At 52.2% G+C, this 13,688-nt stretch carries 17 protein-coding genes; 5 read left to right on the forward strand and 12 right to left on the reverse strand.

What is annotated here, in order from left to right; all coding sequences use genetic code 11:
• Positions 1-242: 242 nt before the first annotated feature.
• The 5 genes from nrdF to IB196_RS05195 form a co-directional block, all read right to left on the reverse strand.
• Positions 243-1,202, reverse strand: coding sequence for a class 1b ribonucleoside-diphosphate reductase subunit beta (nrdF, locus tag IB196_RS05175; protein WP_155021787.1), 960 nt, complete (start codon positions 1,200-1,202; stop codon positions 243-245).
• 10 nt (positions 1,203-1,212) lie between these two features.
• Positions 1,213-3,357 (reverse strand): class 1b ribonucleoside-diphosphate reductase subunit alpha, encoded by a 2,145-nt coding sequence (gene nrdE / locus IB196_RS05180; protein WP_155021788.1) that lies wholly within the window; start codon positions 3,355-3,357, stop codon positions 1,213-1,215.
• Positions 3,330-3,740, reverse strand: a complete 411-nt coding sequence (nrdI, locus tag IB196_RS05185) for a class Ib ribonucleoside-diphosphate reductase assembly flavoprotein NrdI (protein ID WP_155021789.1) — start codon at positions 3,738-3,740, stop codon at positions 3,330-3,332. The genes nrdE and nrdI overlap by 28 nt, the downstream gene beginning before the upstream one ends.
• Complete coding sequence (nrdH, locus tag IB196_RS05190; RefSeq protein ID WP_005122941.1) at positions 3,737-3,982, reverse strand: glutaredoxin-like protein NrdH; 246 nt, start codon at positions 3,980-3,982, stop codon at positions 3,737-3,739. Before nrdH ends, nrdI begins: the two co-directional genes overlap by 4 nt.
• A 279-nt stretch (positions 3,983-4,261) precedes the next feature.
• Positions 4,262-4,693: a carboxymuconolactone decarboxylase family protein gene (locus IB196_RS05195; RefSeq protein WP_005122942.1), complete on the reverse strand. Its 432-nt coding sequence runs from the start codon at positions 4,691-4,693 to the stop codon at positions 4,262-4,264.
• A 90-nt stretch (positions 4,694-4,783) separates the two neighbouring features.
• On the opposite strand from IB196_RS05195, the gene IB196_RS05200 reads away from it, so the two are divergent.
• On the forward strand, positions 4,784-6,118 hold the full coding sequence (locus IB196_RS05200) for a PLP-dependent aminotransferase family protein (protein WP_188232397.1): 1,335 nt from the start codon (positions 4,784-4,786) through the stop codon (positions 6,116-6,118).
• A 123-nt stretch (positions 6,119-6,241) separates the two neighbouring features.
• On the forward strand, positions 6,242-6,592 hold the full coding sequence (locus IB196_RS05205; RefSeq protein ID WP_005122944.1) for a DUF2002 family protein: 351 nt from the start codon (positions 6,242-6,244) through the stop codon (positions 6,590-6,592).
• A gap of 37 nt (positions 6,593-6,629) precedes the next feature.
• Here IB196_RS05205 and alaE read toward each other — a convergent pair whose 3' ends face one another.
• Entirely contained in the window at positions 6,630-7,079 is a 450-nt protein-coding gene (gene alaE / locus IB196_RS05210; protein WP_005122945.1) for an L-alanine exporter AlaE, read from the reverse strand.
• A gap of 556 nt (positions 7,080-7,635) precedes the next feature.
• Between alaE and stpA the strand changes: the two genes are divergently transcribed.
• Complete coding sequence (gene stpA / locus IB196_RS05215) at positions 7,636-8,037, forward strand: DNA-binding protein StpA (protein WP_040233298.1); 402 nt, start codon at positions 7,636-7,638, stop codon at positions 8,035-8,037.
• Positions 8,038-8,072: 35 nt separating this feature from the next.
• Here the strand turns inward: stpA and IB196_RS05220 are convergent, their stop codons facing one another.
• The 3 genes from IB196_RS05220 to IB196_RS05230 all read right to left on the reverse strand — a co-directional run bounded on the left by IB196_RS05220 (position 8,073) and on the right by IB196_RS05230 (position 9,169).
• Positions 8,073-8,252, reverse strand: coding sequence for a hypothetical protein (locus IB196_RS05220; RefSeq protein ID WP_005122950.1), 180 nt, complete (start codon positions 8,250-8,252; stop codon positions 8,073-8,075).
• Positions 8,253-8,332: 80 nt separating this feature from the next.
• The gene (locus IB196_RS05225) at positions 8,333-8,860 is read right to left on the reverse strand and encodes a rhodanese family protein (RefSeq protein ID WP_005122951.1); all 528 of its coding nucleotides are present in this window, start codon (positions 8,858-8,860) and stop codon (positions 8,333-8,335) included.
• Between the two features lie 9 nt (positions 8,861-8,869).
• The gene (locus tag IB196_RS05230; RefSeq protein WP_005122952.1) at positions 8,870-9,169 is read right to left on the reverse strand and encodes a metalloregulator ArsR/SmtB family transcription factor; all 300 of its coding nucleotides are present in this window, start codon (positions 9,167-9,169) and stop codon (positions 8,870-8,872) included.
• Positions 9,170-9,351: 182 nt separating this feature from the next.
• On the opposite strand from IB196_RS05230, the gene IB196_RS05235 reads away from it, so the two are divergent.
• Together IB196_RS05235 and lysM are read left to right on the forward strand one after the other, a co-directional pair.
• Positions 9,352-9,510 (forward strand): YqaE/Pmp3 family membrane protein, encoded by a 159-nt coding sequence (locus tag IB196_RS05235; RefSeq protein ID WP_003037242.1) that lies wholly within the window; start codon positions 9,352-9,354, stop codon positions 9,508-9,510.
• Between the two features lie 95 nt (positions 9,511-9,605).
• Positions 9,606-10,055, forward strand: coding sequence for a peptidoglycan-binding protein LysM (gene lysM, locus IB196_RS05240; protein ID WP_005122954.1), 450 nt, complete (start codon positions 9,606-9,608; stop codon positions 10,053-10,055).
• Between the two features lie 12 nt (positions 10,056-10,067).
• On the opposite strand, the gene csiR is transcribed toward lysM, so the two are convergent.
• The 3 genes from csiR to gabT form a co-directional block, all read right to left on the reverse strand.
• Positions 10,068-10,754, reverse strand: a complete 687-nt coding sequence (csiR, locus tag IB196_RS05245) for a DNA-binding transcriptional regulator CsiR (protein ID WP_005122955.1) — start codon at positions 10,752-10,754, stop codon at positions 10,068-10,070.
• A 45-nt stretch (positions 10,755-10,799) separates the two neighbouring features.
• On the reverse strand, positions 10,800-12,200 hold the full coding sequence (gabP, locus tag IB196_RS05250; protein WP_188232396.1) for a GABA permease: 1,401 nt from the start codon (positions 12,198-12,200) through the stop codon (positions 10,800-10,802).
• A 185-nt stretch (positions 12,201-12,385) separates the two neighbouring features.
• The gene (gene gabT / locus IB196_RS05255) at positions 12,386-13,669 is read right to left on the reverse strand and encodes a 4-aminobutyrate--2-oxoglutarate transaminase (protein ID WP_188232395.1); all 1,284 of its coding nucleotides are present in this window, start codon (positions 13,667-13,669) and stop codon (positions 12,386-12,388) included.
• Positions 13,670-13,688: the final 19 nt, after the last annotated feature.

A 13,688-nucleotide genomic window follows, 5' to 3' on the forward strand; every position in this document is an offset into this window, starting at 1 on the left:
GGCACGAATATTGCCGAAGGCCAGGCGGCGGGATTTCCCATGATATAAGGGCTGAGCGCGAATGTGAGTTGTCTGATATTTTTTGTAAATGGCAAGGGAAAATCGCCTGAATTGCTGGAATGCAGGCGAATAATGCGGCTGGTATTGAGTGTAGATCACACAATTATATTTGTGCGATAAAAGTGTGATCCTGTTAAAATATTTCCGCGAAAATTGTACGGTGTTTTTCGCGAAAATGAGCGCTAGAAACTCCAGTCGTCATCTTCTGTTTCGACGGCTTTACCCATCACATAAGATGACCCTGAACCCGAGAAAAAATCGTGGTTTTCGTCAGCATTGGGCGACAGCGCGGCAAGGATTGCCGGGTTCACATCCGCCATTTCTGCCGGGAATAATGCCTCATATCCCAAATTCATTAATGCCTTATTGGCGTTGTAGCAAAGGAAGGCTTTGACGTCCTCCACCCAGCCGGTCTCTGCATACAATTCTTCCGTATAACGCGCTTCGTTATCATACAATTCCATCAACAGGTCGAAGGCAAAATTCTTTAACTCCTCGCGTGCGGATTCGGAAATATGCTCCAGACCTTTTTGGTATTTATAGCCAATGTAATAACCATGAACCGCTTCATCACGAATGATCAGACGAATAAGATCGGCAGTATTGGTCAATTTGCCGCGGCTGGAAAAATACATCGGCAACCAGAAACCGGAATAGAACAGGAAGGATTCCAGAAACACGCTGGCAATTTTCTTCTTCAGCGGTTCGTCGCTGGCGTAATGTGCCAAAACGATCTGCGCCTTGCGCTGGAGTGGGGTATTTTCTTCACTCCAGGCGTAAGCCGCATCCACGTCTTTGGTCTGGCAAAGGGTGGAGAAAATAGAGCTGTAGGAACGGGCGTGCACCGCCTCCATAAAGCTAATATTCGACAGCACCGCCTCTTCATGTGGTGTTAATGAATCAGCCATTAATGCTGGCGCACCGGCAATATTCTGAATGGTGTCGAGCAGCGTCAGGCCGGTAAATACGCGGATGGTGAGCTGCTGCTCGGCAGCGTTCAACGTTTGCCAGGCCGGGATGTCATTGGAAAGCGGGACCTTTTCCGGTAGCCAGAAGTTACTGGTCAGGCGATTCCAGACTTCGAGATCTTTATCATCCTCAATCTTGTTCCAGTTGATGGCGCTCACGCGTGATAATGCCATTTTGTTCTCCTTACAGTGCGCATGACACGCAGCCTTCTATTTCAGTCCCTTCCAGCGCCAGCTGACGTAGTCGGATGTAATACAGCGATTTGATGCCCTTACGCCAGGCGTAAATCTGCGCTTTGTTGATATCGCGAGTGGTGGCGGTATCGGGGAAAAAGAGCGTCAGTGAAAGCCCTTGATCGACATGGCGCGTTGCCTCAGCGTAGGTATCGATGATTTTTTGCGGACCAATCTCGTAGGCATCCTGATACAAGGCCAGATTCTCATTGGTCATAAACGGGGCAGGGTAGTAAACGCGCCCGGTTTTGCCCTCTTTGCGAATCTCCACTTTCGACACGATCGGGTGAATGCTTGACGTGGCATGGTTGATGTAGGAGATAGAACCGGTGGGCGGAACCGCCTGCAAATTCTGGTTATAAATACCGTAGCGCATCACATCTTCACGCAGTTGCGCCCACATCTCGCGCGTCGGCAGCGTAATGCCGCTGGCGGCAAACAGTGTGCGGACCTTGTCGGTTTTTGGCTGCCAGTCGCCCTGCAGATACTGGTTAAAATACTCGCCGCTGGCGTAGCGGGACTGCTGGAATCCGGCAAAGGTTTTACCGCGCTCGCGGGCGAGCTTCATCGATGTATTCAGCGCATGCCAGGTGATGGTGTAGAAATAGAGATTGGTGAAATCCAGCCCTTCTGGCGAACCGTAGGCAATCCCTTCCCGTGCCAGATACCCGTGCAGGTTCATCTGTCCAAGGCCAATCGCGTGCGACGCGCTGTTCCCGGCTTCAATCGAGGGCACGCTGCGGATGTGGCTCATGTCCGAAACGGCGGTTAAGCCGCGCACGGCTGTTTCAACGGTGCGGCCAAAGTCGGGTGAATCCATGGTATGGGCAATGTTCAAGGAGCCGAGATTGCAGGAGATATCGTGTCCTGTCTGCGCGTAATTGAGATTTTCATCGTAGGTGGAGGCACTGTTAACCTGCAAAATCTCCGAGCACAGGTTGCTCATATTGATCCGACCGGCAATCGGATTGGCGCGATTCACCGTATCTTCAAACATGATGTAAGGATAACCAGACTCAAACTGGATCTCGGCCAGCCGCTGGAAGAATTCGCGGGCGTTAATGTATTTTTTGCGCACGCGTTCGTCGGCCACCAATTCGTCATACCGCTCACTCACGGCGATATCACCGAACGGTTTGCCGTAAATGCGCTCCACGTCATAAGGTGAGAACAGCGCCATCCGGGCATTTTCTTTCGCCAGTCGAAAGGTAACATCCGGGATCACCACGCCAAGCGAGAGCGTTTTGATACGGATTTTCTCGTCGGCGTTTTCGCGCTTAGTATCGAGAAAACGTAAAATATCCGGATGGTGCGCGTGCAGGTACACCGCACCCGCGCCCTGACGTGCGCCGAGCTGATTCGCATAAGAAAACGCATCTTCCAGCATTTTCATTACCGGGATCACCCCAGAGGACTGGTTCTCAATGCGTTTAATCGGCGCACCCGCTTCGCGCAGGTTGGAGAGTAAAAATGCCACGCCGCCGCCGCGTTTAGAAAGCTGTAGCGCCGAGTTGACCGCCCGACCAATTGACTCCATGTTGTCTTCAATGCGTAACAGGAAACAGGAGACCAGCTCGCCGCGTTGCTGTTTACCGCAGTTTAAAAAGGTTGGCGTGGCGGGCTGAAAGCGCCCGGAGAGCATTTCATCGGTCAGTTGCATCGCGAGTGCTTCATCGCCTTGTGCCAGCGTGAGTGCCACCATCGTTACCCGATCCTCAAAATCTTCGAGATAGCGCTTACCGTCGAACGTTTTCAGCGTATAGCTGGTGTAGAACTTCCATGCGCCGAGGAACGTCTGGAAACGGAATCCGCTGGCGTGGGCGTGGTCAAATAGCTTCAGCACGAACGCGCGATTGTAGCGGCTTAACACGCTGGCATCGTAATAGCCTTCATCCACCAATGTTTCGAGACGCGCCTGCTGGCTGGCAAACACCACCGAGTTGGGGCGGACGTGGGCGGCAAAGAAAGCCTCCACCGCTTGATGGTCTTTGTCGAACTGAATGCGCCCGGCTTTATCGTACAGATTCAGCATGGCGTTCAGGGCGTGATAATCCAGCGTTGGCTGCATTACACGTTCTGCGGTTGTCGTTGCCAAAATTCGCTCACTCCTTTTCGAACGTTGTCGATATCGCTTTGGGTGCCCATTAGCTCAAAACGATAAAGCCACGGCACGCCGCATTTTTGTGAAATGACATCACCCGCGCGACCGTATGCATCACCGAAATTGCGATTGCCGGAGGCGATTACGCCACGGATTAATGCCCGGTTATGCGTATCGTTTAAAAAGCGGATCACCTGTCTCGGAACCGCGCCAGCCGTGCCGCCGCCACCGTAGGACGGCACGATTAAAATGTAAGGTTCGTCTACCCGGATCCGCTCGCGTTCATTAAGCGGGATGCGGATGGCAGGCACCCCCAGACGCTGCATAAATCGGTGCGTATTTTCGGAACTGCTGGAGAAGTAGACGAGCGTCGTCATGCGCTGGCCACGCGTGGTTCCGGGCGCAGGCGATTAATCATGTCCGGGCGAAACCCTGACCAACGGGTTTCACCTGCCACCACGACAGGCAACTGACGAAAACCTTGCTCGCGCAGGCTATCAGCCAGATCGGGCTGTAAATCGACGTTTACCATCTCAAAGTCAAAACCACGGCTTTCCATCGCCCGTTTGGTGGCGTGGCACTGAACACAGTTATTGCGAGTGTAAATAACAATGCGCATGATTCGTATTTCCATTAAAAGATGAAAGAGTGACGCGATAGACAGCGTCAGGTTGTGTGCATTTGATATAGAAGATACTAGATGTAGTTTTGAAAAGATTCAACCATACAAGATATGGGAATTTTAGATTGATGAGGGCCGGGTGATGAACGTGGCGGGGGAAGGCTTACTGGTGGTTGTAAATTGCCCGATGGCGCTAAGCTTATCGGGCCTACGGGCAACAGGAGAGCACAACGTAGGCCGGATAAGGCATTTATGCCGCCATCCGGCAGCGCAGAATTACATGCGCATTCCCACAGCCAGGCGGTTAAAGCAGTTCATCAGGCTGATTGCGAAGGTCAGGTCGCTTATTTCTTTGGCGCTAAAATGGTCAAGCAGCGGCAGATAAACATCATCTCCGGCATGGCTGCTGGCGATATCGGTGACGGATTCGGCCCACGCCAGCGCCGCACGTTCCTGCGCGCTGAAGTGGTGACTCACCCGCCAGCCTGCCAGCGCGTCCAGTTTAGCCTGCGCAACACCGGCTTTTCGCAGCGCTTTACTGTGCATTTCCAGACAAAAGGCGCAGCCGTTGATTTGCGAGACCCGCAGGTAAATCAGTTCCGTCAGCGTAGGTTCCAGCGCGCAGTTCTCCAGCGCTTTGCTTGCCTGAACCAGAGCGGTATAGATTTCAGGGCTGAGTTCATAATAGGGCTGGCGTAACATGGTCATGGTATTGCTCCTCATTTGGATGACCTGCAATGTAGCACTATAATGGTCTGCTAAAGAGAGCCATATTTTTACTTAAAAAGCAGACCATAAATGCCGCGCTACCAGCAAATTGCCCGTCAGTTAAAAACCGCTATTGAGAAAGGCGATCTTAAGCCGGGCGCAAGATTACCCTCCAGCCGAACCTGGTCCCAGGAACTGGGGATTTCACGTTCTACGGTAGAAAACGCTTATGCTGAGCTGGTGGCGCAGGGCTGGCTTACGCGACGCGGGCAGGCGGGAACCTTTGTCAGCGAGCAATTGCGACTGGAAACCTCGCCTGCAACCCCTGCTGTATTCGCCGGAGAAAACGGCACACCACAGCTTTTTCAGATGGGATTGCCAGCTCTCGATCTTTTTCCGCGCGATATCTGGGCACGGGTCATGGGGCGACGTTTGCGTACCCAAACACGTTTTGATCTTGCGGTGGGGGATGTTTGCGGTGAACTGCTGTTACGCCAGGCGATAGTCGATTACCTGCGCGTGTCGCGCAGCATTGAATGTCTTCCGGAGCAGGTTTTTATTACGTCGGGTTATGCGGCATCGATGATGTTGATCCTGCGCGCGCTGGCCACACCCGGCGAGGGAATGTGGGTTGAAGATCCCGGCTTTCCATTGATTCGGCCCGTAGTCACCCAGGAACGCATCGAGCTGATGCCTGTAGCGGTTGATGCCGATGGCCTTGATGTCAGCGCGGGGATCCGCGACTTTCCACAGGCTCGTTTTGTCATGCTGACACCTGCACACCAAAGCCCACTGGGCGTGGCGCTTTCTCTGGCACGCCGTCACCAGTTGCTGGAATGGGTCGATCGCGCACAGGCGTGGGTAATCGAAGATGACTACGACAGTGAGTTTCGTTACCACGGCAAACCGTTACCACCGCTCAAAAGTCTGGATGCGCCGCAGCGGGTAATTTATGCCGGCACGTTCAGCAAATCGATGTTTCCGGCGTTGCGCACGGCATGGCTGGTGGTGCCTCTGACTCAGGTCGAACATTTTCGTCAGCAGGCGGCGCTAACGGCCTGTAGCGTTCCGGTTTTATGGCAGCAAACGCTGGCGGATTTTATGCAAGACGGCCACTTCTGGCGGCACTTAAAACGCATGCGCCAGCATTATGCCGAGCGGCGTCAGTGGATGGAAAACGCCCTGACCGAACAAGGATTTAGCGTCATTCCTCAGGAAGGGGGGATTCAACTGGTGATGAGTGTGGACGGAGATGATGTTGCGCTGGTGCGTAAAGCGAATCAGGCCGGGTTAGCTGTTCAGGCGTTAAGCCGCTGGCGAATAACGTCAGAAGGAAAGGGGGGAATATTGCTGTCATTTACCAATATCAGCTCGGCGGAAATGGCGCAACAGGCGGCGTACCAACTGCGGATGGCGCTGACATAAATCTGTACGGTTCTTAAGATATTCGTCCCATCGTGTTCACTCGTTTATGGACTTTTCTGAAAGCGTTGCTAATGCTGAATCAGGTAAGGTAAGCCCGCAGTAAAAGATAACGAGGAAAATAATATGTATTTACGACCTGATGAGGTGGCGCGCGTACTTGAAAAAGTGGGCTTTACCGTTGATGTAGTCACACAGAAAACATACGGTTATCGACGTGGTGAGAATTATGTATATGTAAACCGTGAAGCGCGGATGGGGCGTACCGCATTGGTGATCCATCCCACGCTAAAAGAGCGTAGTTCTTCACTGGCAGAACCGGCTACGGATATTAAAACCTGCGATCACTATCAGCAATTCCCGCTTTATTTAGCCGGCGATACGCATGAACATTATGGTATTCCACACGGCTTTAGCTCGCGTATCGCGCTGGAACGTTATCTGAATGGATTGTTTGGCGACGTGAGTTCAAACTGATAACGCGACTGGCGGTGCCAGTCGCGATGAGATGTTTTTACGCTTTAGCCTGGTGGTAGCTGCTGACCTTAAACAGGCGGCGGCAATAATCAAGGAAGTAGCCATATACTGCACCCATCAGCATTGAGACCACGATGTTGGAGCTTACCGCAGCCGTGATCTGGTGCCAGTCAGCGCCAACCGTCAGCAGAATAATCACATACACCGGTGACTGGAACGTGACATAGGCCAGCACATCCGCCAGATTTTTTGCCCATCCTGCCTGCGTGGCTTTGCGTGCCGCGCGCATAAACAAATCGCGGTACATACCGTATGGCCAGGCGATCAGGATGTTGATGGGGATAGCGACCAGTCTGGAGTACAGTGACTGTTCGAAACTCATTCCTGAAAGGAATATCTCGATCAACATGTTCACGACAGAACAATAAACAACCATCGCGAACGTGTCTGCTACAGCATGACGCAAGCGTGACTGCGGAGAGAACATGTTAATGCTCCTTGTAAAAAGGGGAAAAAAGGTTTTCAATACCTTTTCTGCTAGTGATTTGTCTTGTCGCTTTCGCGTTTTAATAGGATATCTGCCTGCATAATAACTATCAACTAGCTTAAAATTTTTATTTATTGCCTTTTTGTCGATAAAATGCTCTGTGATGGTTTGTTTTTTGTTCGTTTTGGCATTTTCGTTGTCATGCAACTTAAAATCATTAAAAATCAACAGGTTATTTTGACTTGTTTTTCTGAACTTTTTGCGCTCCTTTTCGAATGTTGACGAAAATTTCGCATATCTACCGCAACGCCTGCGCGATGCCGGTATTGGTTTATCTGGTGCGGCAGCGAGATATCCCAAAGTCTATTTATTCTGGTTTCTGGCCAAATATAAAATATCGCTGACTAAAGATCACCGTATGACAAGATAAATAATAATAGCGATTGTTGTTTTAATATCTTGCGACAAAAAAGAGACTGGAAAAAGAAAAAATACTCGCATACAATTTGCTTCGTAATACCGATTTCTGTTTTTGCGTTAAAGAGGTTTTATTAATATGAGTTCAATGTTAAAAAACTTAAATAATATTCGATCGCTACGTGTCATGGCACGTGAATTATCCGTCGAGGTTCTGGAAGATATGCTGGAAAAACTCCGGGTAGTCACCAAAGAACGACGTGACGAAGAAGAACAGCTACAGCGCCAACGTGCAGAACAGCAGGAAAAAATTAATACACTGCTGGCGATGATGAGAGCCGATGGGATTGATCCTGAAGAACTGTTGAGCATGTCGGCGGCAACATCGCGTTCGGTTAAAAAACGTCAGCCACGTCCGGCGAAATATCGTTTTACGGATACCAATGGTGAAACAAAAACATGGACTGGACAAGGCCGCACGCCAAAGCCGATTGCGCAGGCGCTGGCTGCCGGTAAATCTCTCGATGATTTTTTGATCTAATATCAATGCGGTGAGGGGAACCTCACCGCTTATTTTCAGCAGACGCCGAAATCGCCTTCTTCAGAATATCGTGTGACATCAGCCGCTTTTAGGGTGTATTTTTCGCCGCTTTCATTGCTGGCTTGTACCGCCACAATTTGTTCGTCTTTCACTTCGACAACTTTCAGTTTTGGTCCACCCATACGCGGTTGCACCAGATCGCCAGGTTTAAACATATTGCGCTCCTTTCTTAATCACAAAGCCCACCATAGATCACGTCAATCGGCGGGTACAGCGCTGTTTCTTCTATTACCGCTTAATGAGTACGTCGGTTCCAGGGCATTTTGTCGAGCAGTCGCGCCATACCGCAGAAGCCAGTTACACCCGCAAGCATCAGCCCAGCACCGACAAAACCGCTAAGTAAGAAGAAGCCGCTGTTAACGGCGTAACCGAGAATGACGCCAAGCAGGGCAAGGCTGCCTGCGGCAATCTGCACCTGACGCATTAGCGGCAACGGTTGTGAGCTATCTTTTGCAACCGGCAGACCTTCCGCTTTCCAGCCGTCGATTCCGCCCTCCAGCAGCCAGACCTGTGCCGGCGCGGCGGCGGCATTCAATTTTGCCGCCGCGTTTTGTGTACGCTTGCCTGACTGGCAGTGAAAAATAATGCGCTCAGCCCGTAAGTTTGCGGGGAGTGAACCCTGCTCCAGGGTGGATAACGGTGCCAGATGCGCCTCGGGGATATGCTCGTACAGATACTCGTCAGTGTCGCGGATATCAATCAGTTTTGCGCCTTGCGCGACCAGCGCCTGCGCCTCGCGCGGGGAAATCGTCCCAATAGTCATGATGGCTCCTTATGGGCAATACAGTGTTTTTAATGTGGCGATCAGCGAATTCACGGCCGTATTTTTAATGGAGTACAGGATGCGCTGGGCATCGCGTTGGCTGTCTATCAGGCCTTCTTCTCGCATACGCGCCAGGTGCTGCGAAGTGGCGGAGGGGCTGAGGCCGGTAATACGGGCTAACTCGCCTGCGCTGGTGCCGGGTGAACCGCAGAGCATGCACAAAATCAGTAACCGCTTTGGATTACTCATCGCTTTGAGCAGGGCGGCAGCCTGTTCTGCGCTGGCCTGCAGTTGTTCAAGTTCAGTCATATGTATTTTAGTGTTTGCTAAGTTAAGATTATTCTAAAGTAAATAAGCATCGTACGCCAGCGTAAAGAGCGTAAAGAGCGTAAAGGAGGGTAAAACCGCAGGGTAAGCCAGGCAGAGTTGGATAAACTCACTAACCTTAGATTTCTAAGAAATGATTATTTTTTTGCTTGTATGGAGTGTGTATGGGTTTCTGGAGAATCGTTTTTACTATTATTTTGCCTCCGCTCGGCGTGTTGCTGGGTAAAGGATTCGGTTGGGCGTTCATCCTCAATATTGTTCTGACGCTGCTGGGCTACATCCCTGGTCTGATCCACGCCTTCTGGATACAGACGCGTAACTAATTCCCCTTCTACAACGGCGCATTTGCGCCGTTTTCGTTGTGCACCTTTCTCCTCTGCTACACTTTTGGGGTTGATTGTTAATTACCGAGGTGGATATGGGACTCTTCAATTTTGTAAAAGATGCGGGTGAAAAACTGTGGGATGCGGTCACTGGAAATCATGACACAGCCGATCTGGCAAAAAAAGTGCAGGAACACCTGAATAAAACCGGTATTCCGGATGCGGATAAAGTGGACGTCCAAATTAACGAAGGCAAAGCCACCGTTTCTGGCGATGGATTAAGTCAGGAAGCGAAAGAAAAAATCCTGATTGCGATTGGTAATATCTCCGGTATCGCCAGCGTCGACGATCAGGTTACAACCTCTGCGCCAGCGAGCGAAAGCCAGTTTTATACCGTGAAATCAGGGGATACCCTGAGCGCGATTGCCAAACAGGTTTACGGTAACGCCAATCTGTATAATCAAATATTTGAAGCCAATAAACCGATGCTGAAAAGCCCGGATAAAATTTATCCCGGGCAGGTTTTACGTATTCCGCAACAATGATGATGTTCAGGTTTATTGCGTCAGCAATTTGCCGGACATCGCCTGTTGAATAATCGGAATTGGCGTCAGCAGGTGCTGGCGCATTAGCTCGCTGGCGCGCGCGGCATCGCGTGCCAGAATTGCTTCGGTCAGCGTTTGGTGCTGATCGTGTTTATCTTCCAGCATTTCCACCGACAGCACCGTTTTTCGCAGCCAGATAAACCGGTAGCGCGCCGCCAAATCGAACAGTCGTTCGCGCATTTGCAGTAAATATTGTGAACCGCAGCCGGCGACAATTGCCGTGTGAAACGCCTGATGGCGCAGATCCCACTCGTCGAGCATCTGTTCGCTGGCATCTACGGCTTCAAGCTTAGCGAGCATATGCGCCCGCGCCAGAATCTCTGCTTCCCAGGCGTCACCGCCGCGTTCAATGGCCAGCGCGACCAGCATGGCTTCCATATTGGCGCGGGCATCGAAAATATCGAGCAACTCCTGCTCAGACATTGGGGCGACACGATACCCTTTCTGATTGACCACCGTGACCAGCCGCTCGGCAACCAGTTGCGAAAGCGCTTCACGCAGTGGCCCAACGCCCAGTTCATAACGTGAAGTCAGCAGGCTCATACGCAGTTTTTCATCAGGCTGATACACACCGCGGATGATGTCGTTCTTCAGCCAGCGGTATCCATCAATGGCCGTCGGTTGGGGAATGGCGGTCATGGTCTTACTCCAGAAAGGATTTCCCGGCCTGCGCCGGGAACAGGTTTAATGCGTATTTTGCAACGGTGCTTTTTGCCACGATAGCAGTTTTTTCCAGCGCGACATAATAGGCACGGTACAAATAATTCCTATGGCTAACAACCCGGTAGAGATAACTTCCAGCTGTTGTGCCGGGCGAAACAGCATCACCACCAGCACAAAGATAATAAACGCGATGACCACCCAGGTGAGCCACGGATAGAGCCACATTTTCAGTTTGATTTCACCGCCTTGCGCCAGCAGGATTTTACGCATCCGCAGTTGGGAAATCGCAATCACCAGATAAACCAACAACGCGATGGCGCCGGAGCTGTCGATCAGGAATTTAAACACCTTGGCCGGGGCGTAATAGTTGACGATCACGGTGAGAAACGCCGCGCCGGTTGACAGCAATACCGCGACATAAGGCGTTTTACTGCGGTTTGTTTTGCCCATAAAAGCGGGGGCATCGCCGCGACGACTCAGGGAGTAGAGCATGCGTGATGAGGTATACAGCGCGGAGTTCAGACAACTGGTCACCGACAACAAAATGACGCAGTCCATGATCAGCTTCGCGTGTGGGATATGCAGTAATTCCAGCACCGAACGGTAAGAGCCCACTTCTTTCAGTCCCGGCATGTTCCACGGGATCAGTGCTACCACCACGAAAATAGAGCACAGATAGAAAATGGAGATACGCCAGATAACCGAGTTGGTGGCGCGGACGATGTGTTTATCCGGGGTGTCTGATTCGGCGGCGGCGATGGTGACAATCTCTGCGCCCATAAAGGAGAACATGGTGATTAACATTGCGCTGATCACGGCGCCAAAACCGTTGGGCATAAAGCCGCCCTGATCCCACAGGCGCGAAACCCCGCTGACTTCGGCATAAGGGTAGAAACCGCTAATCGCCGCTGCGCCGAGGGCGATAAACGCCAGAATGGCAATCACTTTACACAGCGCCAGCCAGAATTCAAACTCGCCGTAATTTTTGACGCTCAGCAAATTACTGCCGGTTAATGCCAGGGTGATAACCAGGGAAAACAGCCAGATGGGGATGCCAGGGATCCAGGAGTGCAGAATGATGGCGGCAATATTCGCTTCCAGTGGGATAACCAACACCCAGAACCACCAGTACAACCAACCGATGGTATAACCTGCCCACGGCCCGATGGCCTTATCGGCGTAGGTGGAAAACGATCCCGTATCGGGTGTGGCGACGGCCATTTCGGCCAGCATACGCATAATCATCACCACCAGTAACCCGGCGAACAGGTAAGCTAATAGCACAGCGGGACCGGCTTCTGCTATCGCCACGCTTGAACCGACAAATAAGCTGGCGCCGATAACCCCGGCAATGGACAGCATGGTGACGTGGCGTGATTTCAGCCCGCCCCCTAAATCATGTGATTGTGACAGTTGCCCCATCTTTAAACCTCTCGAAAGTATTGCACTTGGGAGAGCACCCCGGCATTCCCGCGCCGGGGCACGCGTATTATTGTTATTGATCTGTTTGCCGGATGGCGGCTCCGCCTTATCCGGCCTACGGATTGCGTTTTTTGTAGGCCGGATAAGACGCATTTGCGTCGCCATCCGGCTCGGATGCAGGAGTGTTAACCTTGCTTCGCCTCGGCAAAACATTGCGCGATGATGTCCAACCCCTGGCGGATTTGCGCATCTTCAATGGTCAGTGGAACAAGGATGCGCAGCACATTGTAGTAAGGCCCGCAGGAGAGCAGGATCAACCCTTTGTCACGTGCACGCGCGACGACGTCGGCAGTCAGTTTGGCATCGGGTCTGGTGTGGTCGCCGTCTTCGAACAACTCGATGGCAATCATTGCGCCCAGCCCGCGAACATCACCAATCTCGCGGTGGGTTTCCGCAATGGCCAGCAGGCCTTCACGCAGGGTTTGCCCCAGATCGTTGGCTTTTTGCAGCAGGTTTTCCTGCTCGAAAATGTTCAGTACCGCCAGCGCGGCGGCACAGGCAATCGGGTTACCGGCATAGGTACCGCCCAGACCACCCGGAGGAATAGCGTCCATGACGTCGGCGCGTCCGGTCACGCCCGCCAGCGGGAAACCTCCGGCGATGGATTTGGCGAAGGTAGTGAGATCGGGCGCAACGCCCATCTGCTCCATGGCAAACAACGTACTGGTACGACCCGCGCCGCTCTGTACTTCATCGGCAATCAGCATGATGCCGTGCTCATCACAAATGGCGCGCAGCCGTTGCATAAAAGCAGGCGAGGCGGCGTAAAAACCCCCCTCGCCCTGAACGGGTTCAATCACGATGGCGGCAACGTCTTCCGGCGCGGCATCATTTTTGAAGATGCGATGAATGCTGGCAATCGCATCGTCGTCACTGATGCCGTGCAGCGGGCACGGGTAAAGCGCGCGATACACATGGCCTGGCATCAGCCCCATTCCGGCAGAGTAGGGGTTTACTTTCCCGGTTAATGAGAGGGTGTAGTGGGTACGGCCATGATAGGCACCGCTAAAGGCGATGGTGCCGGTTCGCCTGGTGGCAGCGCGGGCGATTTTTACCGCGTTTTCCACCGCTTCGGAGCCGGTCGTTACCAGCAGGGTTTTCTTGGCGAAATCGCCCGGCACTTTCTTGTTCATCATTTCGCACAGCTCGAGGTACGGCTCATAGGCCAGTACCTGGAAACAGGTATGGGACAGCTTTTTTAACTGCGTTTCCACCGCAGAGACAATCTGCGGATGCAGGTGACCGGTATTCAACACCGCAATACCGCCAGCAAAATCGAGGAACTCACGGCCTTCAACGTCCCAGACCCGGCAGTTTTCTGCGCGTTCGGCAAAAATCGGGTGGATCTGTCCTACGCCACGGGGAACGGCGTTGCTGCGACGTTGCATGAGTTCTTTATTGGTGCTCATCAGGTGTTCTCCAGTATTT

The sequence above is a fragment of the Citrobacter sp. C6_1 genome (assembly GCF_014596835.2).
GTDB lineage: Bacteria > Pseudomonadota > Gammaproteobacteria > Enterobacterales > Enterobacteriaceae > Citrobacter > Citrobacter pasteurii.

Coding starts and splice junctions, on each gene's coding strand:
- gabT (WP_188232395.1), bottom strand. CDS start 13,669: ATGAGCACCAATAAAGAACTCATGCAACGTCGCAGCAACGCCGTTCCC.
- nrdF (WP_155021787.1), bottom strand. CDS start 1,202: ATGGCATTATCACGCGTGAGCGCCATCAACTGGAACAAGATTGAGGAT.
- csiR (WP_005122955.1), bottom strand. CDS start 10,754: ATGACCGCCATTCCCCAACCGACGGCCATTGATGGATACCGCTGGCTG.
- IB196_RS05195 (WP_005122942.1), bottom strand. CDS start 4,693: ATGACCATGTTACGCCAGCCCTATTATGAACTCAGCCCTGAAATCTAT.
- IB196_RS05220 (WP_005122950.1), bottom strand. CDS start 8,252: ATGTTTAAACCTGGCGATCTGGTGCAACCGCGTATGGGTGGACCAAAA.
- lysM (WP_005122954.1), top strand. CDS start 9,606: ATGGGACTCTTCAATTTTGTAAAAGATGCGGGTGAAAAACTGTGGGAT.
- IB196_RS05200 (WP_188232397.1), top strand. CDS start 4,784: ATGCCGCGCTACCAGCAAATTGCCCGTCAGTTAAAAACCGCTATTGAG.
- IB196_RS05235 (WP_003037242.1), top strand. CDS start 9,352: ATGGGTTTCTGGAGAATCGTTTTTACTATTATTTTGCCTCCGCTCGGC.
- alaE (WP_005122945.1), bottom strand. CDS start 7,079: ATGTTCTCTCCGCAGTCACGCTTGCGTCATGCTGTAGCAGACACGTTC.
- stpA (WP_040233298.1), top strand. CDS start 7,636: ATGAGTTCAATGTTAAAAAACTTAAATAATATTCGATCGCTACGTGTC.
- gabP (WP_188232396.1), bottom strand. CDS start 12,200: ATGGGGCAACTGTCACAATCACATGATTTAGGGGGCGGGCTGAAATCA.
- IB196_RS05230 (WP_005122952.1), bottom strand. CDS start 9,169: ATGACTGAACTTGAACAACTGCAGGCCAGCGCAGAACAGGCTGCCGCC.
- nrdH (WP_005122941.1), bottom strand. CDS start 3,982: ATGCGCATTGTTATTTACACTCGCAATAACTGTGTTCAGTGCCACGCC.
- nrdI (WP_155021789.1), bottom strand. CDS start 3,740: ATGACGACGCTCGTCTACTTCTCCAGCAGTTCCGAAAATACGCACCGA.
- IB196_RS05225 (WP_005122951.1), bottom strand. CDS start 8,860: ATGACTATTGGGACGATTTCCCCGCGCGAGGCGCAGGCGCTGGTCGCG.
- IB196_RS05205 (WP_005122944.1), top strand. CDS start 6,242: ATGTATTTACGACCTGATGAGGTGGCGCGCGTACTTGAAAAAGTGGGC.